Genomic DNA, 15,282 nt, shown 5'->3' on the forward strand with positions numbered 1-15,282 from the left:
CTTAAGCGCCACGAATGCCCCGCCCCGGCAACCGCTCGCGGTCGTGGGGACGTTCCAGCGCCAGTGCCGGCCCCTTAGGAACGATGCGCGTCGGGTTGATGGTGTCATGGCTATAATAGTAATGACGCTTGATGTGATCGAAATCCACCGTCTCGGCAATGCCTGGCCATTGGTAGATCTCGCGCAGGTAATGCGACAGATTGGGATAGTCTTCGATACGCTGGAGATTGCACTTGAAGTGTCCGTGATAGACGGCGTCGAAGCGAATCAAAGTGGTAAACAGCCGGATGTCCGCCTCGGTTAGCCACTCGCCAGCAAGATAACGCTGCGTGGCGAGCCGTGACTCTAGCCGCTCGAGTGCGTCGAACAATGCCGTGACGTGTTTCTCGTAGACCGCCTGCTGCGTGGCGAAGCCGGCCTTGTAAACACCATTGTTGATGTGATCGTAGACATCGGCGTTGACAGCATCGATGGTCTCGCGAAGATCCGTCGGGTAAAGATCCAGCCGGTTGCCGGTCAAGTCATCGAATGCTCCGCCCAGCATGCGCACCAAGTCGGCGGACTCGTTATTGACGATACGTCCTTCACGCTTGTCCCAGAGCGCCGGCACCGTCACGCGCCCGGTATAATGCGCCTCGGTCATCGTATACAACTGGTGATGGTAATCGACCCCATTGAGCGGATCACCACTCGAGCCTTCATCGATGGCATAGGACCAACCCTGCTTCAGCATCAACGGACTGGTATGCGACACGCCGATCATGTCCTCCAGCCCCTTGAGCTTGCGCATGATCAGTGTGCGATGCGCCCACGGGCAGGCCAGCGACACATAAAGATGAAAACGCCCCGGCTCGGCGACCAGCCCCGGTTGCCCTTGCGGTCCCGGCGCGCCGTCCGCCGTGACCCAGTCGCGCAACTGCGCCGACTCGCGCACGAACTCGCCGCCATGCTTCTTGGTGTCGTACCACTGGTCGTGCCAGCGGCCTTCGATCAACAGTCCCATACCTTTACTCCTACACCGATCCTGACGCTTATTGAACGGATGGCCGGTGCTTGGCCACCCTCGATGCCGCTCAGCATAGAATGATTGATTCGACGCTCAAGCGTATTAAAGCGGCCTAACCGTTCGCTTCTATCGAATGCTCATCGCAGCAATCGGTCACGGCTTCGTGCAGGGCCGCCGCCAGCGCCCGTGTGGCCGGCCCTGCACGATCCCGGTCGCGAAAGATCAGCTGCATCGGCGCTTCGCGACGCCCCCCGAGCGCCAAGGGCAAGGGGACAAGCGTTCCCATGCGCAATGCCTCACGAATACGGGTCGTCGGCATCCAGGCGAACCCCAATCCGCGGCACAGCATATCGACCGATGTCACCAGGTGACTCAAGGTCCAGCGCTGCTCAGCCTTGAGCCATCCGGCATCCATCGACTGACGTAGCGCCGAATCTCGCACCACCAATTGACGATGCTGCTCTAGATCGCGCAGGTCGAGCTCACGTCCCAGATGCTGCAAGGGATGCGCAGGATGCGAGACAGCCAAGAACTCCACGTTGACCAATGGCTCGCCGAGGAAACCCTGGGCCGCAATGCCGGACACCACCAGGTCGGCACGTCCATCGTAGAGCATCTCGACACCGCCATTGAGTACGGTTTCATGCAATTGCACACGAACATGAGGGTAAAGGTTCGAGACATTGTCCAACGCATGCGCCAAGGCATCCGATGGAAAGATCTGATCGATGGCGATTACCACCTCGGCTTCGAGCCCCTCGCCCAGGCGCCCGGCGACATCCTCCAGGGCTTCGGCGCTTTCCAGCAATTGCCGAGCACGACGTAGCAGCATGTCTCCCGCTTCGGTCAAACGTACCTGACGGCCCACAGGCTCCAGAACCCGAACACCCAACTGCTCTTCAAGCTTGTGAACCGCATGGTTGAGCGTGGAAGGACTCTTGTGCACGGCCTCGGCGGCACGCGCGAACCCGCCATGATCGACCACAGCGGCAAGCATGCGCCATTGCGTCAACGTGACATTTCCCATTCGATTTCCTCGAAGATTATAAGCAAAAATATGCGATTAATTTTCGAAAAAAACGAACTAAAATGCCAGGTATCGTTATCAAGAGGATTCACCATGACACATGCGATGCAGACTACTCGCCAGATCAAGCACATACGATCCAGCCATCCAAGCCAAGACGGCGATGGCGTCAAGATCAAACGCCTGCACGACTTCGAGGGTGGACTCGATCCCTTTCTCATGCTCGACGAACTGGGGTCCGATCAGCCCAATGACTATATCGGGGGCTTCCCACCGCATCCACACCGGGGCATGCAGACACTCACGTATGTCATTAACGGGGGGCTGACACACGAGGATCACCTCGGCCACAGCAGCACCATCCATGCCGGTGATGCGCAATGGATGCACACTGGGCGCGGTATGATCCACTCCGAGATGCCATTGACTGACAGTCAAGGGCTTCACGCCTTTCAGTTGTGGATCAACCTACCCGCACGCGACAAGCTGAGCACGGCCACTTACCGCGATATCCGCGCGCAGGAAATGCCTCACCTTGAGGGACAGGGAGGCCGCTTGATCGCACTCGGCGGCCGCTGGCACAGCACCACGTCCGTTATCGATGGCCCCCTCGATGCCTTGGCTGGCGGTGCCGGCATCGCCGATGTGCGGCTCGAGTCGGGAACCTTGTCGCTTACGCAACTCAGTGACGAGACCCTGCTAGTATATGCCTATCTAGGAACAGTGAAGATTGGCAATCAAACGGTAAATGCTGGTCATCTCGCAGTGCTCGAGGCGGGCGACGCACTCACGTTAGAAGCGGACGGCAAAGCCGGCGCCCTGCTCTTGCGTGGCACACCGCACCGCGAGCCTATCGCCCACTACGGGCCTTTCGTGATGAACTCACGCAGCGAGCTCGAGGCCGCCATGCAGGCCTACCGTGACGGCAGCTTGACCGACTAAAATCATGTCGCTACGGTACATCGCGTGGCACCGGTAAGGGACTGCCAACATAGCCACGTTATAGGCAAGCCGATACCATCGGCTTGCCATCGCTGTATGCATGAACAGGATAGGCATTTCATTTAGCATGAGTTATCGTTTCAGCGCCTTTTATCTATTTAACGTTCACGTATACGGCTTCTACTTACCATGTTGCGGATTCTTCATTCGCTGCCCCGCACACATAAACTGATTTTATTACCGGTCGCCACTATGGTGACCGTGCTGGGCGCGCACAAAATCGTTACCGTCATCGACGGCAACGGTGGCAATTCAGCCACTCACCAGATCACTCAAGACGTCGACGTTTCTCGTTCGTCGTCTCCTTCGCTTGCGAGTAATGCTCTCGACACCCTCGAGACCGTCACCACTCGCGATATACCGCTAAGTGAGCTCAAGACCCAGGAAATCGTCGATGTCGACTTCATCGACAAGACGCACGCGGCTGATGACACTGTATCCGAGGCACCCGCTTTCGAGGCTCAAGAAGCTCCTCCTTACCTCGCCGCCGAGGCCCTTCACGCGGCCATTCAGTTACCTAAGCTTCTCTCCGATGGAGAGCTCGAAGATAATGCCTTGGGTGGAACATCCTACGAAGACTTTTCCATCGACCCGACGGAATTGCACGATGAGGATGGCAGTCCGGATCTTGAGCGTGAGATTGCCTCACAGCAGGAATTCGTGCCGGAATGGGAAACTTATACGGTACAGAAAGGCGACACGTTCGCTGTAACGGCGGAGCGTACTCTGGGTCTGGGTTACAGCGATGTCATGCACATTCTGGATAGCCTCCCCGACAAAAGTGCTCTGACCCGCTGGCGTGTTGGGCGCTCATTCGATTACAAACTCGACCAGGACGGCGACCTGCTCGCGTTGCGTATCATGAAAGATGCGCGTGAAGGTTACTTGATCGAGCGTGAGTCTCTTCAAGACGATTTTGACGTATCCAATATCCTCAAGGCCACCGAACCGTCTCAACGTCTTTTTGCCGGCACGGTCAACGGAAGCTTCACCCTTTCGGCAGAATCCACGGGGCTTTCCCGCTCCGAGGTAGCTCAACTAACGAGCTTACTCTCGAAGAAGCTGGATTTCCGCCGCAATACGCGTGCCGGCGATCATTTTCAGGTGCTCGTCGAATCCGACATGCTGGAAGGCGAAAGCGTCGACTCGCGCATTCTCGCCGCCCAGTACCAAGGCGACCGTATGAACCTGACCGTCGTACGCAATAGTGCCGACGACCAGTTTTATACTCCCGATGGCCAAAGCCTCGACCCAGCCTTCAACCGGTACCCATTCGAGGGGCACTATCGCATAAGCTCGCCGTTCAACCTGCGGCGCAAGCACCCGATAACCGGGCGCATCAGCCCGCACCGGGGTACGGACTTCGCCATGCGTACCGGCACTGCCGTCGACTCGCCAGCAGCCGGTCGCGTCGTGAAATCCGCCTATCAGGCCAATGGAGCCGGCAACTACCTCGTCATTCGCCACGACAATGGCTACAAGACGCGCTACATGCATCTCTCCAAGCGCCTCGTCTCTGAAGGTGAGCGTGTCGAGATGGGCCAAGAAATCGCTTTGTCCGGCAATACCGGAGGTAGTACAGGCCCGCACTTGCATTACGAAGTCATGGTCAATAACCGTTCCGTGGACGCCATGCGCGTCAAGCTTCCAGAGAACCAAAGCCTGGAAGGCAAGCAACTGGCGGCGTTCAAGAAAGAGTCCAAGCCATTGCTCGCCAAGCTGGAAAGCGACAGCGATGTTCCGGCCATCGCCAGCGTACGGCTTGACGAGACATCGGGCGACGAAGGCTAGGGAACGTCTAGTCGGGAGCCTCTCACAAATCGCCCCCCCTTCCGGTGGGGCGATTTGCGTTTGGGCCTCTTTAGCCTCGGCCCGAAAAACGTCCGCCACCCAACAGCTGATCACCCCCCATGGCTATGTCTCCATGACGCCCTTCCAGTGCCCATTGCGACGCATGTTCGCCTTCGCTTTTAACATCGACAAGCGGATAATTGAAGCCAAGGTCATCGGCCGCTTCGCGGAAAAGATCCGGCCGCACGCAACGTGTCAGGCAGTCCTCGAGCACTGGCGCGGCGACATCCAAGTGCTGCCAACGCCGCATCTGTTCAGCGTACCAACGTAGATGAGACCGCCAAGGGAAGTTCGCGGCATGATGATGAAACACACTCATGCCATGCGTCGCCGGCGCACCTTCCCCCGCCATGCTTTCCTCCACCACGGTGGGGGACACATCCAGGTAGCCCTTTTCGCACATCAAGCGAGCCGCCTCGACACGCTGCGACGGGATATCCAACCAGGCGCAAGCCTCGAGTAACGCTCGTAGCACCGCGCGGTGCGTTGCCGGATAGGCATCGGCCCATGCCTCGCGTACCGCGAAGACTTTTTCCTGTCCATGCTGCCAAATGTCGTGACTACCAAGCAGCACGCGACCACTTTCACGACGTGCTGCGAGCGTATTCCAGGGTTCGCCGACACAGTAGCCATCCAGCCAACCGGCCTTGAGTTGCTCCGCCACCAAGGGCGGTGGCACCACGCGCAATTCGAGATCACGATCAGGGTCGACACCCCCTTCCGCCAGCCAATAGCGCAGCTGATAGCGGTGTGAGGAAAAGGGATACACGCTAGCGAAACGCAACGCCGGCTCGCCAGCGGCGCGCCGTTGACGCACCACCGCCACCAGTGCGCGAGCGGAAACCGGTGCCTGCGACATGGCTTCGGGATCGGCTGCCTGCATGCTGGCATACAGCGCATTGGACACGGTGATGGCATTCCCCCCGAGGTTCAGCGTCAGCGCCGAAAGCATCGGCGTAGGGCGTCCATCGAGTCCCAACGTCGAGGCCAACGGCATCAAGGGCAGCATCTGCGCACCATCGAGGAGCCCGAGCTGCATACCATCGCGCAAGCCGGCCCACGACGACTCGACTTGCAGCGTCACATCCAGCCCATGCGTCGCGAAGAAGCCGCGTTCTCGCGCCACCACCAGTGGCGCAGCATCGTTGAGCGGCAACATGCCCAGGGTCAGCGTATCGCGCTCGGGCAAGGGCCACTCGTCTCGAGGCGTTTGGGGCTCGTTCATCATTGTCTCCTACGACTCGTCGTCATCGCTGGCCAGGACGGCCTGAGCCACCTCGTGAATGGTCAACCGACGATTCATGGCGTGCTTGCGTAGCCACTGATAAGCAGCGTCTTCGCTGAACGCGTGCGTTTCCATCAATTGGCTCTTGGCGCGCTCAATAGTGCGCCGCTGCGAGAGCGTGGTTTGCGTTTTGGTCAACTCCCCCTTCAAGGCTCGATGCGACTCGAAGCTGGCGATCGCCACGTTGACCATCGAACGCACCAGCGCCGGCTGTACGTCTTCGACTACGTAGGCGCTGACGCCTGCACTCGTCGCTTCGCGCGTCAAATCCGGCGTTTCTTCCTCGGCGAGCATGATCATCGGCTTGGGGAAGCGACGGCCTAGTTGGCCCATGTGCTCCAAGGTATCGCGACTCGGTAGCGCCGCATCGATGATTACCGCATCCGGCTTGACGCTCGTCATGATGGCATAGAGGTCGTCATGCTCATCGGCACGTGTCACCACGTCGAAGCCCGCTTCGTGCAGCGCTTGTTCCAGCGCCCGCGAACGTTCCGGTCGCGCATCCACGATCAGCACCTTCACGGTCATGCGCTCTCCTCCCCTGGGTGCTTGTCTCTTTGTAATGCAGGTTACATGCCAGGTAATGCCCTGCGGCAGCCCATGCCACACGGACTCTGCACAGCAGAAGTGCGCCATCAACGCATCACAGCGGTGCGGTAGCGCCTCAAGACGCACCAAAAGCATGCCAATGAGCCGCTTTGGACCGATAAACCGGGGCATTCATCACCGCCCTTATCCATTGGCATACCTTTTGCTTTTTATAAGTCAGCCAGACGTGGACCAGGCTCGCCAAGTGAGTACGAGTGCGTCGAACTTCAGGACCCGGCCCTTCACACCGAAGGTCGCCAACGTCGCGTTCGATCTCCGCTACTCCAACGCTAGAGGATGAGTCATGGAAATCCGCAACAAAGCCAACAAGATACGGCTTTTCAGCCTCAAGTCACCGCAGATGCGCGTCTTCCACATGTCGTGGTTCGCATTTCACGTCTGCTTCTTCGGCTGGTTCGGCATCGCCCCGCTGATGGCGGTGATACGTGACGATCTCGGGCTAACCAAGACCCAGATCGGCAACACCATCATCGCCTCCGTCGCCATCACTGTACTGGTCCGCCTGATAATCGGCCTACTCTGCGACAAGATCGGGCCACGCAAGGCCTACACCTGGCTGCTATGCCTCGGCTCGCTGCCTGTGATGCTGATCGGCTTCGCCGACAGCTTCGAGACCTTCCTGCTGGCACGCCTGGCGATAGGTGCAATCGGCGCCTCGTTCGTCATCACTCAGTACCATACCTCGGTGATGTTTGGGCCCAACGTGGTCGGAACCGCTAATGCGACCACGGCGGGCTGGGGCAACCTGGGTGGCGGCACCACGCAAATTCTCATGCCCTTGGTCTTCGCCGGTATCCTGATGCTCGGTGTCAATGAGGCGCTCGGCTGGCGTCTGGCCATGGTTGTGCCAGGCATCGTCCTGTTCGCGACCGGTATCGCCTACTACTTCTTCACGCAGGACGCACCGAACGGCAACTTCGACGCACTGCGGGCGCGCGGAGAACTCCCTTATGCCGAGAAAGAACACGGCATGGCGCAGAGCTTTGGCGCCGCCATGAAGGACGTACGTGTCTGGGCACTGTTCATCGTTTACGCGGCCTGCTTCGGCGTCGAGCTGACCATCAACAACATTGCCGCCATTTACTTCTTCGATAACTTCGAGCTCGACCTGGCGACCGCCGGACTCATCGCCGGGCTATTTGGATTAATGAACCTGTTCGCCCGCACTCTTGGCGGTATCTTCTCTGATCTTTTCGCCCGCCATGGGGGTCTCAAGGGGCGCGTGCGCTGGCTGTTCATCGCCATGCTCTGTGAAGGGATCGCCCTGATGGGCTTCGCCCAGATGCAGACGCTGGCGCTCGCCATCGGCATCATGCTGGTCTTTAGCCTGTTCACTCAAATGGCCGAAGGTGCCACCTTCGGGGTCGTGCCCTTCATCAACAAGAAAGCCCTCGGCGCTGTCGCCGGTATCGTGGGAGCCGGTGGCAACGCGGGCGCCGTCGGTGCCGGTTTTCTGTTCCGCAGCGAATCGCTTTCTTATCAGCAAGGCCTTTTCTTCCTCGGCGTTGCGGTGATACTCGCCTCCTTTTGCACCCTGCTCGTCCGCTTCTCGCCGCAGGTTCTTGCCGCAGAAGACGCCGCCTACCGTGACGCCGCAGCAGGCAACGCAACCCCCGTCGATGCTATTGCCGCACGCTGAATACGCATGCACACCGGGAAGCCATCGCTCGTCGGTGGCTCTTGCCCTCAAGAGTCGCCCCGCTGTTTCATCGAGGGGTTGCGGCGCCCAGCATGGATAGCGCACTGTGAATGATCAGGACCGATCACCTAAAGGAGTTCACTATGACCATCGCGCAAGGCGACAAGCTACCCAGCGTCACCCTCAAGACCAATGGCGCCAATGGCCCGGAAGACTTCGATACCGGCGAATTCTTCGCTGGCAAGCGTGTGGTGCTGTTCGCAGTGCCCGGCGCCTTTACGCCGGGATGCTCCAACACCCACATGCCGGGCTTCGTGATCAACGCCGACGACATTCTCGCCAAGGGGGTGGACGCCATCGCCTGCCTGGCCGTCAACGACGCTTTCGTGCTCGGCGCCTGGCAGCAGGATCAAAACGCCCAGGCGATTACCATGCTCGCCGACGGGCATGCCGACTTCACTCGCGCCATCGGCATGGAGAAGGATGCTAGCGGCGCCGGCATGGGGACACGTAGCCAGCGTTACGCCATGATCGTCGACGATGGCGTGGTGAGCTACTTAGGCGTCGATGAGAAGGGCGTCGAGAAGAGCAGCGCCGAAACCATCCTCGCCAATCTATAAGGCTATGCATCGGCGTCCTGCCGATGCTCGCTACTGCTTCCTTCCTCGGCCGGTGCATCGGGCACCGGCCGACCGATTAACGCCGCTCGTCTTTCGGTGAACTCATCACGATATGCGTCGTGATCGCACTGACATGGCGCTGCGTCCCCAGCATTTCGGTGTGAAAGCGTTTGTAGCTTGCCAGGTCCTGACTTTCGACTCGCAAGAGATACTCGAACGTGCCGGCGATGTTGTGACATTCGACCACGTCTGAGGCGACATACATGGCACGCTCGAAGGTTTCCTGAGCGGCCTTGGTGTGCGATGACAGTCCCACCGTGACATAGGCCACGAACCCGCGCCCCATGCGCTGGGGATCAGTCACCGCTCGATAGCCGCGGATCACGCCCGTACGCTCAAGCTCCTGGACACGACGCAGGCATGCCGAAGGCGATAATGCGACACGCTCGGCCAGTTGCACGTTGCTGATACGACCATCCTGCGTGAGCTCTTGCAATATCCTGCGGTCTACAGCATCCATTTCATCCCTTCATTGCATAAAACGCGCAAAAACGACGATATAAGGGCCAATATTGCGTCACGATTCTCTTAAAATTTCATGCCACGTGCAAAGAGAGAATCGTCCATGAATTTCCCCACACTCGCCGCGCTGCTGGGCTTCGCGCTGGTCACCACCGCGACCCCGGGGCCCAACAACCTCATGCTCATGGCTTCCGGTGCCAACTTCGGGTTTCGCAGAACAGTGCCGCACATGATCGGCATCGTCGGTGGCTTGACCGTATTGACCTTGATGGCTGGTATCGGGCTGATGGCGCTGTTTGACGCTTTCCCCCTCCTGCGTAACGTTCTGGAACTCATCTCCATCGGTTATCTGCTCTGGCTGGCCTGGAAAGTCGCCACGGCCGCGCCGCTGAAAGACACAGCGGCCGGTGGTCAACCAATGACCTTCTGGCAAGCCGCGGCCTTTCAGTGGGTGAATCCCAAGGCCTGGGCGATGGGCCTGTCGGCGATCACGCTTTACGCGCCCGACCGCTCGCTACTGTCCATCATGCTGGTGGCGGCTGCCTTCGCCCTGGTCTGCTTCCCGGCGATTTCCATTTGGGCCTGGCTGGGCACGGTTGTTCGCCAGTGGCTCTCAAGCGCCCGGCGTCGCCGCGCGTTCAATATCGCCATGGCCGCATTACTCGTAGCCTCGCTCTATCCGGTGTTGGGCATCGGCGGATAATTGCTGCTCACTCATGGTGCGCCAATCCCATGAAATTCTCCGTCTTGGCGCATCATTCCCCGCAACACCGCCATTGCGGCATTCTACATCGACGCCCTGAATTTCTAAGTCATTGCTTTGCATTGTTTTTATTAAACATGGCACGCACTTCGCTATCTGTAAGGCACGAAGAACGCCAACCATCGAATCCGGCGCCTTCTTCCCCTTTTTCAACGTCGTTGATGACAGCGATGAACCGAGTGAGCTGGCGTGCTCCCCTAGTCCCCTTCTTGGGGACTTTTTTTTGCGTGTCATCTCTTGGGCATCTCTCCCGCCATCAGCCACACTCATCCTTTCCCTGCAATGGAATGCGTACCGCATGTTGCCCTTACGACGTTGCTCCTGGCGCTTATCGCTCCTGACCATCACGCTCGCCGGCATGGCACTACCCGCAATGGCGGCCACCGATCGCCCGGCACTCGAGCAAGCCGCACAACGCATCGGCGACTTGCCGCGTACGCATACGCTACTGATGGCCGTCGACGGCGACACGCTCCTCGAACGTGGCTGGCGCGGCCACTCCCCCGACGACATCACCAACATCAAGTCGCTCTCCAAGACACTCATCTCGGCTTTGGTGGGCGCCGCTATCGCACGTGACGTCATCCAGGGCGTCGACCAACCGATCACCGAGCTGCTGGATGGCCGAGTGCCTCGTGACGCCGATCCTCGTGTCCAGGACATCGAGGTCGGCCACCTTCTGTCGATGCAGGCCGGACTCGAGCGCACCTCCGGCGCCAACTACGGTGGCTGGGTGGCCAGCGACGACTGGGTCGGCAATGCCTTGTCGCGCCCCTTCGTCGCCGATCCCGGCGGTCGTATGCTGTATTCGACCGGCAACAGCCATCTGCTGTCGGCCGCGCTGACCGACGCCAGTGGCCGCGATACGCTCTCGTTGATGCGCGAATGGCTGGGGTCGCCACTGGGGATCGAGATACCGCCTTGGACGCGTGACCCGCAAGGCATCTATTTCGGAGGGAACGAAATGGGGCTTACGCCACGCGCCTTGTTGAAGATCGGCGAGCTATATCGTCAAAAAGGCATGTACGACGGTGAACGTGTGCTTCCCGCCTCGTGGATCGCGCGTTCCTGGCAGCCGCGTACCCGCTCGCACTTCAATCAGGACGACTACGGCTACGGGTGGTTCATCACCCAGCTTGCCGATACGCCGGTCTATTATGGCTGGGGATATGGTGGGCAATTGCTTTTCGTGGTGCCGGAGCATGACGCCACCCTTGTCATGACCAGCGACCCCACGCCACCCTCCAACGGCAGCGATTACTTGAATCGCGTCAAGGCGGTGGTCGCCGATGCCATCGAGGCCATTGACTGACTCCCCCATTCCTGACGACATTGCCGGTCTTTATTATCTCTCACTCGAAGGAGCCCACCATGTCAGCATCCCAAGAGAGCCAAGGCACCTGCCTGTGCGGCGCCGTCAGCCTTCGCGTTTCACTTGCCAGCCACGCCGTGAGCATTTGCCACTGTCGCATGTGTCAGACCTGGGGCGGCGGCCCGATGTTCGCCGTCGAAAGCGACGCGCCCATGACCCTCGAGGGCGAGGAAAGCGTCAGCGTTTACGCTTCCTCGGACTGGGCCGAACGCGGCTTCTGCCGACAGTGCGGCACGCACCTCTTCTACCGTCTCGCCAATGGCCAGCACTACGCCTTTCCCGTGGGCCTGCTGGATGCCGGCGAACCCTGGACCATCGACCAACAGATATTCATCGATGAAAAGCCGAGCTTCTACGATTTCGCCAACGACACTCCCCGCCTGACCGGCGATGAGGTCTTCGCGCAATTCGAAGGAAGCGCTGAAAGCTAGGGAAAGCGATGGCCCCGTCTGAAACGGGGCCATCGAGCGTCAGGAAGGGAAGGAGAACTGCGCGCCCTCGCGGACGCCGGCCGACGGCCAGCGCTGGGTCACGGTCTTGCGCTTGGTGTAAAAGCGCACGGCGTCCGGCCCGTAGGCGGCCAGGTCGCCGAACAGCGAGCGCTTCCAGCCGCCGAAGCTGTGATAGGAAACCGGCACCGGCAACGGCACGTTGATGCCGACCATGCCCACCTGGATATGATCGCTGAAGTAACGCGCCGCCTCGCCGTCACGGGTGTAGATGCAGGTGCCGTTGCCATATTCGTGATCGTCGATCAGCCGCATGGCCTCTTCCATTGTGCCGACACGCACCACCAGCAGCACCGGCCCGAAAATCTCCTCGAGATAGCAGGTCATGTCGGGCGTGACGCGATCGATCAGGGTACCGCCAACATAAAAGCCGTGCTCGTGCCCCGCCACCTGGGCACCGCGACCGTCGACCACGATATCGGCGCCCTGCTGCTCGGCGCTGTCGATGTGGCCGCAGACCTTTTCCTGATGGGCCTTGGTGATCACCGGGCCGAAGTCGTTGTCGGCGTCATGGAAGGGCCCGACCTTCAGGGTCTTCATCTGCGTCTGCATCTTGGCGATCAATGCGTCGGCGGTCTCGTCGCCCACGGCCACCGCCACCGACAGCGCCATGCAACGTTCCCCCGAGGAGCCGAAGGCAGCCCCGTTCAGGGAATTGACCACGTTGTCCATGTCGGCGTCGGGCATCACGATGGCGTGGTTCTTGGCGCCGCCGAGGGCCTGGCAACGCTTGCCGTTGGCACTGGCACGTTGGTAGATGGTTTCGGCGATCGGCGTGGAACCGACGAAGCTCACGGCCTTCACACGGTCGTCGTCGAGCAGGGTATCGACAGCCTCCTTGTCGCCGTTGACCACATTGAGCACGCCGGCGGGCAGGCCTGCTTCAAGGGCTAGTTCGGCGATGTAGAGCGCCGACGTCGGGTCACGCTCGGAGGGTTTGAGCACGAAGGTGTTACCGCAGGCGATGGCCATGGGATACATCCACAGCGGCACCATGGCCGGGAAGTTGAACGGCGTGATGCCGGCCACCACGCCCAGCGGCTGGAATTCGCTCCAGGAGTCGATGCCGGGCCCGGTGTTCTTGCTATGCTCGCCCTTGAGCAGTTCCGGCACGCCGCAGGCATATTCCACGTTCTCGATGCCGCGCTGCAGCTCGCCCTTGGCGTCATGGACGATCTTGCCGTGCTCCTGGCCGATCAGTCGGGCGATCTCGTCGGCGTTCTGCTCCAGCAACTGCTTGAAGTTGAACATCACCCGCGCCCGCTTGGCGGGCGGCGTATCGCGCCAGGCCGGATAGGCGGCCTGGGCGGCGGCGATGGCGTCCTCGACGGTGGCCTTGCTGGCCAGGCTCACCTGGCCGCCGACCTCACCGGTGGAGGGATTGAAGATGTCCTGGGTGCGTCCTTCTCCGGCGACGCGTGAGCCGTTGATCAGATGGCCGAGTGTGGTCATATGCTGCCTCTCTGAGGGAGTGTTATATGGCTTGAGCTCTTCAGCCCATTCATGTGGTCGGCACTGGCGGAGTACTCGGGGCTGCTCCGGGGACGGGACTGCGAGGAGGCGCCGTTAACCCTTCCATGGGGGCTACTTTTGCCATCCATGGCAAAAGACCTCCTCTTTGCCCCGTCCCCGGTACCCCTCGCCTTGCATCACGACCGTTCATTCCAGTTCGCCGATGGCGTCGCCCAGCACATTGACAAGGCGATCGATCTCCTCGCGCTCGACGATGAACGGCAGGCCGAGCTGGATGGTGTCGCCGCCATAGCGAACGTAGTAGCCCTTTTCCCAGCACTTCATGGCGATCTCGAAAGGACGCCGCCCCGGCTCGCCGGGATACGGTTCGATCTGCAGGGCGCCGGCGAGACCATAATTGCGGATGTCGCTGATGTAGCGCGTCCCCTTGAGAGAATGCAGCGCATTTTCGAAGGTCGGCGCCATTTCCTTGACTCGCTCGATCAGGCGGTCGTTCTCGAGCACATCCAGTGCGGCCAAGGCGGCGGCACAAGCCACCGGGTGTCCCGAATAGGTATAGCCGTGGGGCAGCTCGAGCATGTAATCGGGGCCGCCCTGCTCCATGAAGGTCCGATAGATCTCGCCTTGCACGACCACTGCTCCCATGGGTACCGCCCCATTGGTCAACTGCTTGGCGACATTGAGCAGATCCGGCACCACGCCGAACTCCTCGGCCCCCGTCATCGATCCCATGCGCCCGAAGCCGGTGATGACCTCGTCAAAGATTAGCAGGATGTCGTGCTGGTCGCAGATCTCTCGCAGGCGCTTGAGATAGCCTTTGGGCGGCGGAATCACCCCGGCGGAACCGGCCAGCGGCTCGACGATCACCGCCGCGATGTTGGAGGCATCATGCAGCGCGATCAGCTCCAGCAACTCATCGGCGCGCTCGGCCCCCCGCTCAGGCATGCCCTGGGTGAAGGCGTTCTCCGGGAGTAGCGTGTGCGGCAGGTGATCGGCATCCACGCCCTGGCCAAACATGGTGCGATTGGCGCCGATGCCGCCCAGGCTGAAACCGCCGAAGTTGACGCCGTGATACCCCTTGGCACGCCCGATCAGCTTGGTCTTGCTTGGCTTGCCCTTCTTGCGCCAGTAAGCACGCGCTATCTTCAGCGAGGTATCGGCACTCTCCGAGCCTGAGCCGGTGAAAAACACGTGATCGAGCCCCTGGGGCGTCAATTCCCGCAGGCGATGCGCCAGCTCGAAGGCCTTGGGGTGGCCGTACTGGAAGGCCGGCGAGTAATCCAGCTCGCCGAGTTGGCGACTGACCGCCTCGGTGATTTCGGGGCGGCAATGCCCCGCACCGCAGGTCCACAGCCCCGAGAGCGCATCGAAGACTTGGCGACCCTGGGCATCGGTAAGATAGCTGCCCTTGGCGCCCACGATGAGGCGTGGATCGCGCTTGAATTGCCGATTGCCGGTATACGGCATCCAGTAGGCGTCCAGCTGCTCCGGGCTCAAACCCGCCATGGGGGGAAACTCGCGATCCGACATGTCTTCTCCTGCCGATAGGCGGTGATGAATGGTGCTACCGAAAATCTAGGCGGGGCGGCGGATAAGTTAAATCC

Annotated in this window: 14 protein-coding genes; 7 read left to right on the forward strand and 7 right to left on the reverse strand. The window is 60.4% G+C overall.

Going from position 1 to position 15,282, the window contains the following annotated elements; genetic code table 11:
- Position 1: 1 nt before the first annotated feature.
- Together LUN51_RS14955 and LUN51_RS14960 are read right to left on the reverse strand one after the other, a co-directional pair.
- Entirely contained in the window at positions 2-1,003 is a 1,002-nt protein-coding gene (locus LUN51_RS14955) for a glutathione S-transferase family protein (protein WP_277811866.1), read from the reverse strand.
- Positions 1,004-1,118: 115 nt separating this feature from the next.
- On the reverse strand, positions 1,119-2,033 hold the full coding sequence (locus tag LUN51_RS14960) for a LysR family transcriptional regulator (RefSeq protein ID WP_277811867.1): 915 nt from the start codon (positions 2,031-2,033) through the stop codon (positions 1,119-1,121).
- A gap of 93 nt (positions 2,034-2,126) precedes the next feature.
- On the opposite strand from LUN51_RS14960, the gene LUN51_RS14965 reads away from it, so the two are divergent.
- Together LUN51_RS14965 and LUN51_RS14970 are read left to right on the forward strand one after the other, a co-directional pair.
- The gene (locus LUN51_RS14965; protein WP_277811868.1) at positions 2,127-2,975 is read left to right on the forward strand and encodes a pirin family protein; all 849 of its coding nucleotides are present in this window, start codon (positions 2,127-2,129) and stop codon (positions 2,973-2,975) included.
- Between the two features lie 189 nt (positions 2,976-3,164).
- Positions 3,165-4,826: a peptidoglycan DD-metalloendopeptidase family protein gene (locus LUN51_RS14970; RefSeq protein WP_277811869.1), complete on the forward strand. Its 1,662-nt coding sequence runs from the start codon at positions 3,165-3,167 to the stop codon at positions 4,824-4,826.
- Between the two features lie 70 nt (positions 4,827-4,896).
- On the opposite strand, the gene LUN51_RS14975 is transcribed toward LUN51_RS14970, so the two are convergent.
- Positions 4,897-6,111 carry a CmpA/NrtA family ABC transporter substrate-binding protein gene (locus LUN51_RS14975; RefSeq protein ID WP_277811870.1) on the reverse strand — a complete coding sequence of 405 codons (1,215 nt, stop codon included), beginning with the start codon at positions 6,109-6,111 and terminating at the stop codon, positions 4,897-4,899.
- A gap of 9 nt (positions 6,112-6,120) precedes the next feature.
- Positions 6,121-6,699 carry an ANTAR domain-containing response regulator gene (locus LUN51_RS14980; RefSeq protein WP_277811871.1) on the reverse strand — a complete coding sequence of 193 codons (579 nt, stop codon included), beginning with the start codon at positions 6,697-6,699 and terminating at the stop codon, positions 6,121-6,123.
- A gap of 364 nt (positions 6,700-7,063) precedes the next feature.
- On the opposite strand from LUN51_RS14980, the gene LUN51_RS14985 reads away from it, so the two are divergent.
- Together LUN51_RS14985 and LUN51_RS14990 are read left to right on the forward strand one after the other, a co-directional pair.
- Positions 7,064-8,419 carry a NarK family nitrate/nitrite MFS transporter gene (locus tag LUN51_RS14985; RefSeq protein ID WP_277811872.1) on the forward strand — a complete coding sequence of 452 codons (1,356 nt, stop codon included), beginning with the start codon at positions 7,064-7,066 and terminating at the stop codon, positions 8,417-8,419.
- 143 nt (positions 8,420-8,562) lie between these two features.
- Entirely contained in the window at positions 8,563-9,039 is a 477-nt protein-coding gene (locus LUN51_RS14990) for a peroxiredoxin (RefSeq protein WP_277811873.1), read from the forward strand.
- Between the two features lie 76 nt (positions 9,040-9,115).
- Here the strand turns inward: LUN51_RS14990 and LUN51_RS14995 are convergent, their stop codons facing one another.
- Complete coding sequence (locus tag LUN51_RS14995) at positions 9,116-9,559, reverse strand: Lrp/AsnC family transcriptional regulator (protein WP_277811874.1); 444 nt, start codon at positions 9,557-9,559, stop codon at positions 9,116-9,118.
- A gap of 105 nt (positions 9,560-9,664) precedes the next feature.
- Here LUN51_RS14995 and LUN51_RS15000 point away from each other — a divergent pair, with 105 nt between their 5' ends.
- The 3 genes from LUN51_RS15000 to LUN51_RS15010 all read left to right on the forward strand — a co-directional run bounded on the left by LUN51_RS15000 (position 9,665) and on the right by LUN51_RS15010 (position 12,127).
- The gene (locus LUN51_RS15000; protein ID WP_277811875.1) at positions 9,665-10,264 is read left to right on the forward strand and encodes a LysE family translocator; all 600 of its coding nucleotides are present in this window, start codon (positions 9,665-9,667) and stop codon (positions 10,262-10,264) included.
- Positions 10,265-10,622: 358 nt separating this feature from the next.
- Positions 10,623-11,636: a serine hydrolase domain-containing protein gene (locus LUN51_RS15005; protein ID WP_277811876.1), complete on the forward strand. Its 1,014-nt coding sequence runs from the start codon at positions 10,623-10,625 to the stop codon at positions 11,634-11,636.
- 59 nt (positions 11,637-11,695) lie between these two features.
- On the forward strand, positions 11,696-12,127 hold the full coding sequence (locus LUN51_RS15010) for a GFA family protein (RefSeq protein WP_178999344.1): 432 nt from the start codon (positions 11,696-11,698) through the stop codon (positions 12,125-12,127).
- 39 nt (positions 12,128-12,166) lie between these two features.
- On the opposite strand, the gene LUN51_RS15015 is transcribed toward LUN51_RS15010, so the two are convergent.
- Both LUN51_RS15015 and LUN51_RS15020 read right to left on the reverse strand, forming a co-directional pair.
- The gene (locus tag LUN51_RS15015; protein WP_277811877.1) at positions 12,167-13,657 is read right to left on the reverse strand and encodes a CoA-acylating methylmalonate-semialdehyde dehydrogenase; all 1,491 of its coding nucleotides are present in this window, start codon (positions 13,655-13,657) and stop codon (positions 12,167-12,169) included.
- Between the two features lie 207 nt (positions 13,658-13,864).
- Positions 13,865-15,208: an aspartate aminotransferase family protein gene (locus tag LUN51_RS15020; RefSeq protein ID WP_277811878.1), complete on the reverse strand. Its 1,344-nt coding sequence runs from the start codon at positions 15,206-15,208 to the stop codon at positions 13,865-13,867.
- Between the last annotated feature and the right edge of the window lie 74 nt (positions 15,209-15,282).

This window comes from Chromohalobacter canadensis (assembly GCF_029544075.1).
In the GTDB taxonomy this organism is placed as follows: domain Bacteria; phylum Pseudomonadota; class Gammaproteobacteria; order Pseudomonadales; family Halomonadaceae; genus Chromohalobacter; species Chromohalobacter canadensis_A.